Origin of the sequence: Paenibacillus sp. PsM32 (assembly GCF_030433815.1) — a bacterium.
Classification (GTDB): Bacteria; Bacillota; Bacilli; order Paenibacillales; family Paenibacillaceae; genus Saccharibacillus; species Saccharibacillus kyungheensis.
On sequence record NZ_JARUWY010000020.1, the window covers coordinates 30,847 to 44,559 of the forward strand.

Consider the following 13,713-nt stretch of genomic DNA (forward strand, 5'->3'; position numbering starts at 1 on the left):
TCCCATGTGTAGAAAGAGATAGTGTAGAGGTTGAATATCTATAGATCGATATTGACATACACGATTATTTTGAAGAAGAAAGGTGTTTTTGCACGTTATGCTTAAAATTCTAATGTTTATTTTTCTGATTCAGATTGTATATGTAACGGCATATACGTTACGAACGATACTCACACTCAAAGGACAAAAATATGTAGCATCTGCGATCAGTATTGTCGAAGTCGTTATTTATGTTATGGGACTAAATTTGGTGCTCAAATATCTGGATCAACCGCTAAGTCTCACCGTATATGCGATCGGATATGGACTCGGGATTTTACTCGGTTCATGGATTGAGGAAAAGATTGCGCTCGGGTATATTACGGTCAAAGTAATTAGCGATGTGCCGAATCAACGACTAGCAGAAGTATTGCGAGACAAAGGTTATGGCGTAACATCCTGGCTTGGACAAGGACGTGATGGTGACCGGATCGTGATGGAGATTCTAGCCAAACGCAAAAATCAGGACAGCCTGTATAAAACTATCCTGTCTGTCGATCCCAAAGCGTTTGTAATTATGGTTGAGCCGCGCGAATTCCATGGTGGTTTCTGGACTAAAGCCATTAAGCGTTAAATAATACAGTCATAGAATCAGTAGTCTATTCGGAAAAGTACCCCTCAATATCGAGCTTCTTCAAAGCTAGCCATGTTTACCAACGGTTCAATGGTTTAAATAATGATTGAAGCAAAATAAGAGGAGGGCTTTTGATATGCAAACGAACGTTCCAACAAAAAAGCTGAATGACGGACTGGATATTCCAGCAATCGGGCTGGGTACTTATTCGCTGAATGGTTACAAAGGTGCTGAATCGATCAAACAAGGGATTGAAGCAGGTTATCGTCTGATTGACTCTGCTTTTAATTATGAAAATGAAGGTGCAGTTGGTAAAGCAGTACGCGAAAGCTCGGTACCACGCGATCAACTACGTGTCTGCTCCAAATTACCCGGACGACATCATGCGTATGATAAAGCGTTAGTAACGATCGAAGAATCGCTCCTTCGCACAGGACTGGATTATTTTGATCTCTATATTATTCACTGGCCTAATCCAAAAGTAGATAAATATGTAGAAGCATGGCAAGCGATGATTGAAGCGCAAAAACGCGGTTATGTACGTTCGATCGGAGTAAGTAATTTCTTGCCAGAACATCTGGAACGGATTATCGCTGAAACGGGAGTAGCGCCTGTTCTGAATCAAGTAGAATTGCATCCGTATTTTGAACAAACAGAACAGCGTGCAGCAAATGATAAGCATAACATTATTACTGAATCATGGAGTCCACTCGGTCGTGGTCGCGGAGAAGGTGTACTTGAAGATGCAGGTGTGCAAGAAATTGCAGACGCTCATGGCAAAACACCGACACAGGTTGTTTTACGCTGGCATACTCAGTTAGGCGCTGTACCGATTCCGAAAGCAGGATCACTAGAGCATCAACAAGAGAACTTGAACATTTTCGATTTTGAGTTAACTGAAGAGCAAATGAGTACGATTTCTGCATTCAGTAAAGACAACAAACGCTTATGGGATCAAGATCCAGCAGAGTATGAAGAATTTTAAACCAAGCATATCTTGAAGCACTGATTATGATTATACAACCAACGTAGACTATACAAAAAAGGCATCCGTAATGGATGTCTTTTTTTGGTTCAAGCAGTCTATACATATTCGATCTATCGCCTACAAAAACAACTTCATTTGTTGCTCCAACCACACTACATAACTTTGTTCACGCGCTATCGCTTTGGTTAGCACAAGATAATGTCCCAGATGAGGATGATCGAAGTACATAGCATCAGCTGTATTTTCTGTACCGAATACAGGGATCAGGTCATCATATTGCTGTTGTAAATATACCAATTTGTCTTGTCGCTGTTGAAGCTGATCTTGAAAAAGAGTCTTTGCTTCTTCTTTGGATAATGTATGGATAAAATACATTTTGAGCATAAACGCATCTTTTTCTGTTTCAGGTAAAGGTTCTGGAGATATCGCCCACGCTAACAGTTCTTTTCGCCCGGCTTCAGTGATAGTGTACATTTTCTTTTCTAACTTTTCTCCTTGAATCTGTGTGCGAAAATGAAGAAGTCCTTCATCTACCAGCTTACGCAACTCTGGATAGATCTGACTGTGCTTGGCGCTCCAAAACTGTCCGATTTCTTTTTTAAATTGACTGGTTATATCGTAACCACTGTACACTTGACGGTACAGTAGACCGAGAATCGCAAATTTTAATACCCTCATTCTATAATCCCCTTTGTATATCAATTCGTATATTTGACCATAGCATACCATAGTGTTAAAATAAACATGTTGATATTTACATGTTTTATTGAAATCATAATACATCAGAAACAAATCATTATCGCATTTACATTTCAGAAAGCAGGTGCTGTACAATGGAAAACTTTGTAGGAAGTCACATGATTTATACGTATGAGAATGGTTGGGAATATGAGATTTATATCAAAAATGATCATACGATCGATTACCGTATTCATAGTGGTATGGTAGCTGGACGTTGGGTGCGCGATCAAGAAGTAGATTTGGTGAAATTAACAGAAGGTGTATACAAAGTAGCATGGACAGAACCAACAGGTACAGATGTAGCACTTAACTTTATGCCGCTTGAAAAACGGATGCATGGTATTATTTTCTTCCCGAAATGGGTACATGAACATCCTGAAATTACGGTGTGTTACCAGAATGACCATATCGCTTTGATGGAAGAATCCCGCGAAAAATACGAAACGTATCCTAAATATGTAGTACCTGAATTTGCAGATATCACGTTTATCGAAAATGCTGGTGTAGACAATGAACAAGTCGTTGCCAAAGCTCCATATCCAGGCATGACAGATGATATTCGCGCAGGTAAATTCAAATAAGATTTAATAATATACAGGATGACCATCATAAGTTCTATGGATCATCGGTACAGCAAAAAGGAACGTCATCATGACGTTCCTTTTATTTTTATGTTCTATTACGTTTCTGCTAATAGTTACGGCGCTGGATGCAATGGAATCACCGATTCACGCTCAACTACACGTCCAGGTACAAGTGCACGACCAAAAGTATAATAAGGATTGCTTACTTTTTTTAAAATAGATTGCACAGCAAGCTTGGCCATTCGTTCTACATCGACTTCAACCGTAGTAAGCGGTGGTCTGGTAAGTGTCGCATAAATATCATTATCAAATCCGGTAACAGAATAATCGTGAGGAACGGTATAGCCTAAATCTTGCAATTTGTTAATCAGATTATGCGCTACTTGATCACAATTACATACAAATGCGCTAGGCATAGGATCAGGTAATTGAATATCAATATAAGTTCCGTCTTCATCCCGATCATCCAATATCCAGTGAGATTGTAAAGGGATACGATGCTCCAACAATGATTTGTAATATCCTAGAAAACGATCTTGAATACTGCTGGTTGAATAAAGTGTACCTACATAAGCAATATCCCGATGACCTCCGCGGATCAACAGATTAGTCAACTCATACGCTCCATAGAAATTATCGGTAACAACAGCATCCATATCGACATGCTCATCATAGAAGTCGAGAAAAATTTTGGGTAACTGCATTTCCTGCATTGCTTCGATATAAGGCTTGCCAATCTGCCCCAAAATAATCAAACCATCTATTTTTTGCTCATAATACAATCGAGGTAAAGTAAGGGTCGATTCTTCTTCTTCCCCTAATGTAGTCATAATACCGTAATAACCACCTTGCTCTAGAATTTTGGCAATATATTTATACATGCGAAAATAAAAAGAATGATTGGTGCCGGTAAATCGCTCTGGGATCATCACTCCAATATTGTAGGATAGACCGTCTTTCATTGATTTGGCGGCTGTATTATAACGATAGCCCATTTCTTCGGCGACTTGTTTGATCTTTGCTTTTAGACTATCGCTTACACCATCTTTATCTCCAAGCGCTTTGGAGACGGTTACACTACTAATATTCAACCGATCTGCGATATCTTTCATCGTTACTTTATGATTCACAAGCCCACCCCTTCGTACTGGATCTATTGCATCTATATATGGACGTTTATCGGTCACTTATTACTAAGAATACGAATATCATATTATTCAGCACTATACCCAAAGCTGTAACAGACTAATACTAATTTTTTTGCAAAAGGCTGTCAATTGATGATTAATCATATACAAAGACATACAAACATCTCTGTAATCAGAGTACTTGTTCATAGCAACATTTTTGGCATTAGCTGTTTCAGTAACATATAGGTGTCACCTTGATCTTCGACTCCAAACCCTTTACCGTATAATAAATAGCAACATATCAAGCATTTTGACCAACGGCAGGTGAAATATAGATGGAACAATCAGATCTACAACAAGTAGTAAAACAAGCGATTACAGCGAATGTGTTATTAGATGATCATTATGTAAGTGAACAAGAAGTGATCTATACCAGTCTACATGGAACTAATATCGAACGATTTCGCTTAAAAGCAAATCAGCAATCTTATATTTTAAAAAGATTACCTGTTCATCAAGAGCAGTACCAAGAACTATGGATATACAAGCATATTATGCCACTATTGCCTGACCAATATCCGCAATTAATCGCGTATGCTACGCAGGACTGGAACGATAATCTATCGAGTGATACTCATGCAGATCAAGATGATAAAAGGTATACGTCTTCATGGATCGTTATGGAAGATGTAGGAGAGATTCAGCATGTCCATCATGAACAGACTTTGATTAATGTTATCGATCAGATGGCCAACTATCATCAAGTCTCTACTTCGTCGATTTATAATATGCCGACGGAAGGGCAAAAGCCATCGATCACAGTCTTACAACAACAAGTATTATCACAATGGGATGATATTCATCAATTGATGCAAGATCGTGTACAACAAGGTAAGACGCATACCGACTGGTTACCTTTCATGCCACAGCTCAAGCAAGCGATTCAGCAAAGCAAATGGAACCAATCTACTGTGCTATGTCATGGGGATCTGCATGCAGGCAATTATGGTGTTACGCCTACAGGACGCTTGATGATATTAGACTGGGAGCATTGTCATCTTAATATACCGTTATGGGATTTGTATCATATGATCGATCTGTCTCATCCCCTATTTCCGCGGGCGATGAACACACATTTACGGATACGATTATTATCACGATATTGGGAGCAACAGGTGAATCCGTTACAATCAAAGTCCTATATGATAAAGCAATATAGCGTATTTGCTATAATCTTTTCTAGTTGGATGTTGTTATTAATAGAGCGAGATTTGCAGATGGAACAACCGATCTGGACGCATGCTCAGTTATATGTGCAACAAGCCGAAGTATGGGAGCATCTAGAGCAGTGTATCCAGTTATGGCAATCTTATAGATGATATAGACTTGTAAATAGTGAATACAAAAAAACCTCGTTGGCTGAGTAGCCTTCGAGGTTTTTTGGATATTTTAAATATTGTATACTGTGAATCTTGTATATGATCATTTCCAAAATGAGCTTAGAATTTCAATGGGTATCCTTCTTTATCGCGGAATTTACCTAAAATAATAATGATAATATCAACAATAACCCAGACACCGCCTAGACCGGCTGTAAATAACATCAACAATCCTGTTCCTACTTTACCTACATAAAAACGGTGTATCCCTAAATATCCGAAGAAAATACACAACAATAAGCTGACTAGATTACTTTTACGACTATACATAATGTTCCCTCCAAAGTGTGTTACTTATGATATTACATACGCATCTCTAGCGGTGAAGGTTCCTCTTTTTTTCATTTAACGGTATATTTAGAATATACACGCTACAAGACAATAGACGCAAATGATGCAAAATAATAGAGATATTATCTGGAGGAACGTTATGCAAAAAGTTGGACTTCTTATGCGCAAAATTCAATTTACTGAAAATCAAGGTCCACGTGTATTTGCAGAGCGATTACAAGCGTTAGGACGAGAATTAGGTGTAGATATCGTATTTATTTCACCAGAACGTCATGTGAGTGGATATGATTGGCTTCCTGGATATGAGCATGAAAAAAGCGATCTTGTTAACTATGATATCGTTTTAGATCAGATTCATAAGGAACAGATTGAACATGTTATTTATACCGTTTCTGGATTTACGTATTTGAAAATGTTTTTGCCCAAAAGTGTGCTGTTTCCGCATAGTTTCCCTGATCCGGCACTGACAGGATATGAGATGATGAAGCCATTTTACAATATGGTCGACAAAGCGGTGGTGCAGACTCCTTTTCTCAAACGGCAATTGGCTTCGCAATTTAATATTACCGATGTAGATGTGATTCCTATCGGGTTTAGCGAGACGTTAGCGAATAAGCATTTTGATCCTTCTCAAGTGGTGGAAAACCGGATCTTATGGATTGGACGGGATGAAGAAAATCGTCGTCCTGATCTGGTGCTCAAGTATGCTCGTCAGAATCCAGACAAAGAAGTATTTATGGTGTTTGGTGGTGAACGTTACCGTGAAAGTATGCAGAAATATGATATTCCTTCCAATATTCATTTACGATTTGCCTTATCGCAAGATGAGATTTTCCAGTTAATGAATTCCAGTAAAGTGTATTGGAGTTGCTCCAAATTTGATACCTTTGCGATGCCACTGACCGAAGCACTGGCGATGGGCAAAATTGTAGTTAAACCAGAGCATCCTTGTTATGACCATATCAGCTCAACCCACGCTTTTGCTGGTAATGAACGTAACTGGTTTGAACTGGTGAATATGGCGGCGGCTTCTCCACGCTCTTTTTCACAGGATAATCGAGATTATGCGTTTGATACGTTTTCCAGTTCGATTATGAGAGAAGGGTACCGTCAGTTCTTTTCTGAATGGCTAAAGTAACAGCATAGATCAGCCTTGATGTTGATTGACATCGCTTCATATCCTTGATACAGTTTTGTTGAACAGAATAGACTTCTCATGGGATGTTACCATTCGGGCATAACCTGAACCAACCTGATTGCACAACTAGTGTGAACAGGTGAGTTCAGGTTTTTTTATTTTCGGGTTCGAGGGAGGCATCTGCTTTTAATCTCACATACAGGAGGAGAATTACAATGACAACAACATTTCCACAAGGCTTTTTATGGGGTGGAGCGATCGCTGCCAATCAAGCAGAGGGAGCTTATCTAGAAGATGGAAAAGGGTTAAGTATTGTTGATCTATTACCTACAGGAGAAAAGCGAAGATCGATTATGAAAGGCAATGTGCCTTCGTTAACCCCGCTTGAAGGAGAATTTTACCCTTCTCATGAAGCGATCGATTTTTACCATCGTTACCCTGAAGATATTGCTTTGCTTGCTGAAATGGGCTTTAAAGTATTGCGTGTTTCGATTGCATGGGCGCGTATTTTTCCTACAGGCGAAGAAGAAGCACCGAATGAAGCAGGGTTATTATTTTATGATCGATTATTCGATGAATTGTTACGGTATGGTATTCAACCGGTGGTAACACTGGCTCACTTTGATGTGCCTGTTTATCTGATTGAGAAATACGGAAGCTGGCGTCACCGCCAATTGATCACGTTATTTGAAAAATATGCGAAGACTGTGTTTGCACGTTATCAGCACAAAGTGAAATACTGGATGACGTTCAATGAGATCAATATGTTATTACATCTGCCGTTTCTAGGAGCAGGTCTTGTTTTTGAAGAAGGAGACGATGTCGAGCAGATTAAGTATCAAGCAGCTCATCATCAGCTTGTTGCGAGTGCATTAGCGGTCAAAGCATGCCATGAGATGATTCCAGATGCTCAAATCGGTTGTATGCTTGCCGCAGGTAGCTTTTATCCATTTACTTGTAATCCAGAAGATGTGTATCAAGGGATGGAAAAAGATCGGGAGTCGTATTTCTTTATCGATGTCCAATCACGCGGCGAATATCCGGGGTATGCAAAGCGCTTTTTCCGGGATCGTGGATTAGATATCCAGATGGAAGCAGAAGATGCAGAAATTTTGAAGCAACATACTGTCGATTATATTGGATTTAGCTATTATTCTAGCCGTACAACAAGTACAGATCCTGAAGTGAATCAAAAAATGACCAGCGGTAATGTGTTCGGTTCTGTAGCTAATCCTTATCTTGCCAAATCCGAATGGGGCTGGACGATTGACCCGTTAGGTATGCGTATTACAGCTAATCAATTGCATGATCGTTATCAAAAGCCTTTATTTGTCGTTGAAAATGGTCTGGGTGCGCATGATGACATGAATGCCGATCAGGTTATCCATGATGATTACCGGATCGATTATTTGCAAAAGCATATTACAGCGATGAGTGAAGCGATCGAAGACGGCGTGCCTATTATTGGGTATACGTGCTGGGCGCCGATTGATATTGTGAGTGCTTCTTCCGGTGAAATGCGTAAACGGTACGGTTATATTTATGTTGATCGTGATAATGAAGGGAACGGTACCCTTCAGCGGATAAAGAAAAAAAGTTTTGCATGGTATCAAAAAGTGATTCAGTCTAATGGAGCAGATGTAGAAAATAATCTTTAATTATCGCTGATAGACAGTAAAATGATGCCGGATGGAAGAGCAGTGGAAAGCTGATTTCCATCTGGTTATCTATAGATGTTAAAGCGTTGACAAGGATGTATCACCTGAATACACTAGACGTAACTTTATAGATCAGATAAAGATGTATTGTAAAGAAATCAAGGGGGCAAGCTATGCGAATTGCCAAAGTCATTAATAATAATGTAGTGAGTATTTATCAAGCCGATGGTTCAGAGCTAGTGGTTATGGGGCGAGGAATTGCTTTTAAAAAGAAACCGGATGATAAGATTGATGAAAGTAAAATTCAAAAAGTATTTGCACTAAAAAACAAACAGACATCGGATAACTTCAAAATGCTATTGCGAGAAGTACCGATTGAGTTGATCGAAATTGTAGAAAATATGATTGTGTATACCAAAGAAACGTTAGGTAAAAAGTTAAATGAAAACCTGTATGTCTCCCTAACCGATCATATTAATTTTGCGATCGAACGTTATCAGCAAGGATTAGAAATTAAAAATGTGCTTCTATGGGAAATCAAGCAAATTTACAGAGAAGAATTTGGTATCGGACTCAAAACGTTAGAGCAGATTAAGCATAAGCTTGGAATCGAATTACCTGAAGATGAAGCAGCATTTATCGCTATTCATATCATTAATGCAGAAATGAATGAAGAAGTCTCGACCACCATGACGATAACCAAGTTTATTCAACAGACGCTCAATATTGTGAAATATCATTTCAAAAAAGAGTTTGATGAAGATTCATTAAGTTATTTTCGCTTTGTGACACATTTGAAGTTTTTTGCACAACGGGTATTGAAAGGCACTCATTATAACGATAATTATGATCATTTATATACGATGATCAAAGAAAAGCATCACGAAGCAGCAGCCTGTGCCGAAAAAATCCAAAAATTTGTAGCTAAAGAATACAATTATCAATCCACCAACGAAGAGTTATTATACTTAACGGTTCATCTAGAACGTGTGATTAATCGGTGACCCTTGTCTATTCATCTATACATGTAAGCGTTGACAAATATAAAAAATCAGTATATTCTAAGCACATTGAAACAACAAGAACAGCTAACTACACAATTAAATAGTACAGCCGGGGTTGTTACTGGTGATGCAGGCAAAACCTAAGTTCTGAAAAGTAGTGCGATCGATTGATCCGCTATTTTTCAGGGCTTAGGTTTTTTGTGTGCTCAAAAACAGAAATCAGCAGATAATATCAATCAAAACGAGGGGTGAACAGCATGGATTTTGAGAAATTAGCTAAAGAAATCGTTGCAGGAGTAGGTGGAGAAAAGAATGTCAATTCACTGGTTCACTGTGCTACACGATTACGATTTTCGCTAAAAGACAATGCCAAAGCAGATACAGCATTATTAGAAAAAAATCCAGGCGTGATTGCGGTCAAAGAAAGTGGCGGACAGTATCAAGTTGTAATCGGCAATACAGTTCCAGAAGTGTATGAAGCGATAGGCAAAGTATCCACTATTATTGACTCTTCAGATCGAGAGCGTGAAGCCGGGGAATCGAAAAGCAAAAAAGGATTTGGAGCAGTTATTGATGTGATCTCTAGTATATTTGCTCCGTTACTCGGTGTTATGGCAGGAGCAGGTATTCTAAAAGGATTGTTATTGATCTGTAGTAATTTTGGATGGTTAGAAGCGAAAAGCAGTACATATATTATTTTATTTGGTGCCGCAGATAGTTTGTTTTATTTTCTTCCTTTACTGCTTGCGGTCACGACAGCACGCAAATTTGGCGGTAATATATTTGTAGCTTTAACGATTGCAGGGGCATTGTTAATCCCTTCGATTACCGCGCTAAATGGAGCTGAGAGCGCAGTTACCTTTTTTGGTATTCCAGTTGTGATGATGAGTTATTCTTCAACAGTGATTCCGATTATTATTGCGATTATAGTGATGAGCAAGCTAGAGAAGTTCTGTAACCGTCGTATACATGAAAGTGTTAAAAACTTTATCACTCCGCTGATTTTGCTTGTGATTATGGTGCCTTTAACGTTAATGGTATTCGGTCCATTTGGTGTGTATGTTGGTAATGGTATCGCAGATATCTTAATCGCTGCTTTCTTATTCAGTCCATTGATTGCAGGTGCGCTTTTGGGAGCAGGCTGGCAGTTATTCGTTATTTTCGGTGTTCATTGGGGACTTGTGCCTGTCTTTATTAATAATATTGCTGTCTATGGTCGTGATGGTATTAAGCCAGCAGCAACAGCATCTGTATTTGCACAGACAGGTGCTTCATTAGGAGTTATGCTCAAAACAAAAAATAAAAAACTTAAAACACTTGCAGGTTCGGCTACATTATCAGCATTATTCGGGATTACAGAACCAGCGGTATACGGTGTGACATTGCCACTTAAACGTCCATTTATTGCCGGTATTATTGGGGGAGCAGTCGGCGGTGCTATTATCGGGCAAGCAGGTACACAAGCATTTGCGTCCGGTGCGCCAGGGTTACTCACATTACCTATTTTTTATGGCCCGGGTGGACAAGGATTTTCGGGGCTGATTATGGGAATTACGGCTTCTTTTCTTATTTCGATGGTGCTGACGTATATTCTTGGATTTGAAGATCCTGTAGAAGAAGAGAAGCAAGAGGTTGTAGCGACAACAGTAGCGTCTCCTACTCCGATACATCATCCAGTACGTGCAAGTGATACAGTACTTAGTCCGTTAAGTGGTACTGTTGTTGCTTTGAGTGATGTACCTGACCCTGCTTTTGCAGCAGAAGCAATGGGAAAAGGGATAGCTGTTGAACCTGCGGAAGGGCGCATTGTTGCACCATTTGCAGGAACGGTGACAGTAGCTTTTAAAAAGAAACATGCGTTAGCTGTCGTGTCTGATCAAGGACTGGAAGTATTGGTACATGTCGGTATGGATACAGTGAAGTTAGACGGAGAACATTTTACTTCTTATATTCAAGAAGGGGATCGGGTGAGTGCAGGTCAGCTTTTGCTTGAATTTGATATTGCCCGTATTCGTGAAGCCGGTTATTCAACGATTACACCTGTGATTGTGACCAATACATTTGATTATAATGATATTATTCCTCTTCAACAGACAATAGTGACTCATGGAGAACCGTTATTAGAAGCTGTCGGAACAGAAAGTAATACTGAATCTACAACCCACACAGTGATATCTAATCCCAAGTACTCCACCTGAACAGTATTGATAAAATAGTAGTCAAATGCGTATAGGATTGCTATGATTTTAAAAGGATTATTCTAAGAAATAGTAAGGATGTGGAACAAGCATGACAGCATTACGCAAAGCTATTATTGATACAGACACCGCTGGCGATGACACGATCGCTATTTTGACAGCACTTCACCATTTTGATGTGCAAGGCATTATGATGACAGGTGGCAATGTACAATTTGATCAGGAAGTAGAGAATGCGCTATATACGATTCAAGTCGCAGGCAAAGGTGGAGTAGACGGACAGATTCCGGTCTACAAAGGATGCGAACGTCCACTGATGACCACATGGAACCAAGAACAGCATCGTACAGTAGAAGATGTGCACGGTAGCGATGGGATGGGTGGTTCTAACTTTCCCAAAGCGATCCAACGTCCAGCAGATGGACATGCAGTCGATTTTCTGATCGAAAGTGTACATAAATATCCGGGTGAAATTCATCTGCTTGCGATTGCACCATTGACCAATATTGCGATGGCTATCCAAAAAGATCCAACCATTGTGCCCAAAATTCCTCATCTATATGTAATGGGTGGAACCAACAATGCACTGGGCAATATTACACCAGCCGCTGAATACAACTTTTATGTAGATCCCGAAGCTGCTCATATTGTACTTCGTTCAGGGATTCCAACTACGATGGTAGGTTGGGAAATGTGTACCCGCTATTCGCTGATGGATGATGAAGATCATGCAGAGATTGCACAACTAGGCACAGCAGGCGCCGAGTTTTTCAAAGCGGTCAATCAAGTGGTTATGACATTCAACAAAGAAGTTCACCGTCTTAACGGTACAACTCATCCAGATACATTGCTCATGGCTGTAGCGGCAAATGAAGCAGTAATGACGGAAAGCCATACGTACTTTGTCGATGTAGAAACCAAAGGCGAATGGACACGCGGCTATAGTGTAGTCGATATCAATGGACGACTTGGGCAGACACCCAACGTAAGAGTTTGTGAGCAAGTGAATCGTCCTGTGTTTAAGCAAATGTTGTTAGATGTGCTAGGTGCGATCAAGTAAAAGAAGTACAACATTTACACATAAATGTACACAAGAAAAGATTGATCTAATAGATCAATCTTTTTTTTATATATTAAAAAAGAGCTTTTATTAAAGCTTGAATATAAGCTTCTTAAGAGTTATGCTTATCATAGTAAAAGGAGGTTATAACAATGTATAAAGTGTTAAATGTACGCACAGAATCGATCACTAAAGCACGTGCTAATTTTAATAAAGTAATTAAAGAAGTCCGAGAAACTCATGAACCTATATATATTTTGTCTAACAATGAACCAAGTGCAGTTATTTTAGATGCTCAAATTTATCAGGAAATTGTTGAACGCAATCAGCAACTTGAAAGTGAATTATTATATGCCTATGCTTCTCAACGAGTGCAAAATGGGAACTCAAGCTTAATATCTGCTGATGAAGTTGTGAATACGGATTTAACAGATAATCCTTATGCGAATCTAAGCGATGAGGAGTTATTTGATTAATGGCTAAAGTTGAATTTTGGGAAGAAGCTGCAAAAGATTATCATCGGCTAGATGGAAACCTACAAAAATGGGTAGATGTAGCTAAAAAAAGATTAGAAGAAAGAGGCTCTGAGATCGGAAAGCCTCTACATAACAATAGTTATTCTAACTTAGCAGGTATGAAAGAGTTGAAATATGATAAGTTGGGAATCCGTCTTATATTTAAAGCTTCGCAAAATGAAGAGATAGAAATTGTTGAAATTATCGTTATTGGAGCAAGGGATGAAGGTAAAGTATTTAGAATAGCTGAAGCAAGACGTCAAAAAAGAATATAGTTTTACAATAAAAAGACTAACTTTAATGGTATTATCCCCTCAAGGTAGACAGTGAAAAAAGACCTCATGGTAAAATGAG

The 13,713-nt window shown here is 39.1% G+C and carries 14 protein-coding genes; 11 read left to right on the plus strand and 3 right to left on the minus strand.

From position 1 onward, the window contains the following. Positions 1-97 precede the first annotated feature (97 nt). Both QCD85_RS22465 and QCD85_RS22470 read left to right on the plus strand, forming a co-directional pair. On the plus strand, positions 98-613 hold the full coding sequence (locus QCD85_RS22465) for a DUF2179 domain-containing protein (protein ID WP_204826049.1): 516 nt from the start codon (positions 98-100) through the stop codon (positions 611-613). Between the two features lie 136 nt (positions 614-749). Next, complete coding sequence (locus QCD85_RS22470; protein ID WP_301263927.1) at positions 750-1,598, plus strand: aldo/keto reductase; 849 nt, start codon at positions 750-752, stop codon at positions 1,596-1,598. A 120-nt stretch (positions 1,599-1,718) separates the two neighbouring features. Here QCD85_RS22470 and QCD85_RS22475 read toward each other — a convergent pair whose 3' ends face one another. Then, the gene (locus QCD85_RS22475; protein WP_301263928.1) at positions 1,719-2,279 is read right to left on the minus strand and encodes a PadR family transcriptional regulator; all 561 of its coding nucleotides are present in this window, start codon (positions 2,277-2,279) and stop codon (positions 1,719-1,721) included. 155 nt (positions 2,280-2,434) lie between these two features. On the opposite strand from QCD85_RS22475, the gene QCD85_RS22480 reads away from it, so the two are divergent. Then, a complete protein-coding gene (locus tag QCD85_RS22480) occupies positions 2,435-2,923 on the plus strand; it encodes a phenolic acid decarboxylase (protein WP_204826052.1) in 489 nt (162 codons plus the stop codon). 116 nt (positions 2,924-3,039) lie between these two features. On the opposite strand, the gene QCD85_RS22485 is transcribed toward QCD85_RS22480, so the two are convergent. Then, the gene (locus QCD85_RS22485) at positions 3,040-4,056 is read right to left on the minus strand and encodes a substrate-binding domain-containing protein (protein ID WP_301263929.1); all 1,017 of its coding nucleotides are present in this window, start codon (positions 4,054-4,056) and stop codon (positions 3,040-3,042) included. 335 nt (positions 4,057-4,391) lie between these two features. On the opposite strand from QCD85_RS22485, the gene QCD85_RS22490 reads away from it, so the two are divergent. Next, a complete protein-coding gene (locus QCD85_RS22490; RefSeq protein ID WP_301263930.1) occupies positions 4,392-5,435 on the plus strand; it encodes a phosphotransferase in 1,044 nt (347 codons plus the stop codon). A 120-nt stretch (positions 5,436-5,555) separates the two neighbouring features. On the opposite strand, the gene QCD85_RS22495 is transcribed toward QCD85_RS22490, so the two are convergent. After that, complete coding sequence (locus QCD85_RS22495; protein ID WP_301263931.1) at positions 5,556-5,765, minus strand: TM2 domain-containing protein; 210 nt, start codon at positions 5,763-5,765, stop codon at positions 5,556-5,558. Between the two features lie 160 nt (positions 5,766-5,925). On the opposite strand from QCD85_RS22495, the gene QCD85_RS22500 reads away from it, so the two are divergent. From QCD85_RS22500 to QCD85_RS22530, 7 genes are all read left to right on the plus strand, one after another. After that, positions 5,926-6,924 carry a glycosyltransferase gene (locus QCD85_RS22500; RefSeq protein ID WP_273613994.1) on the plus strand — a complete coding sequence of 333 codons (999 nt, stop codon included), beginning with the start codon at positions 5,926-5,928 and terminating at the stop codon, positions 6,922-6,924. Positions 6,925-7,139: 215 nt separating this feature from the next. Then, a complete protein-coding gene (locus QCD85_RS22505) occupies positions 7,140-8,582 on the plus strand; it encodes a 6-phospho-beta-glucosidase (RefSeq protein ID WP_301263932.1) in 1,443 nt (480 codons plus the stop codon). Positions 8,583-8,755: 173 nt separating this feature from the next. Beyond that, a complete protein-coding gene (licT, locus tag QCD85_RS22510) occupies positions 8,756-9,586 on the plus strand; it encodes a BglG family transcription antiterminator LicT (protein ID WP_273613992.1) in 831 nt (276 codons plus the stop codon). A gap of 257 nt (positions 9,587-9,843) precedes the next feature. After that, positions 9,844-11,784, plus strand: coding sequence for a beta-glucoside-specific PTS transporter subunit IIABC (locus QCD85_RS22515; protein WP_301263933.1), 1,941 nt, complete (start codon positions 9,844-9,846; stop codon positions 11,782-11,784). 91 nt (positions 11,785-11,875) lie between these two features. Continuing rightward, complete coding sequence (locus tag QCD85_RS22520; RefSeq protein WP_301263934.1) at positions 11,876-12,844, plus strand: nucleoside hydrolase; 969 nt, start codon at positions 11,876-11,878, stop codon at positions 12,842-12,844. A gap of 152 nt (positions 12,845-12,996) precedes the next feature. Further along, the gene (locus QCD85_RS22525; protein ID WP_273613989.1) at positions 12,997-13,320 is read left to right on the plus strand and encodes a type II toxin-antitoxin system Phd/YefM family antitoxin; all 324 of its coding nucleotides are present in this window, start codon (positions 12,997-12,999) and stop codon (positions 13,318-13,320) included. After that, positions 13,320-13,634: a hypothetical protein gene (locus tag QCD85_RS22530; protein ID WP_273613988.1), complete on the plus strand. Its 315-nt coding sequence runs from the start codon at positions 13,320-13,322 to the stop codon at positions 13,632-13,634. Before QCD85_RS22525 ends, QCD85_RS22530 begins: the two co-directional genes overlap by 1 nt. The last annotated feature ends 79 nt before the right edge of the window (positions 13,635-13,713 follow it).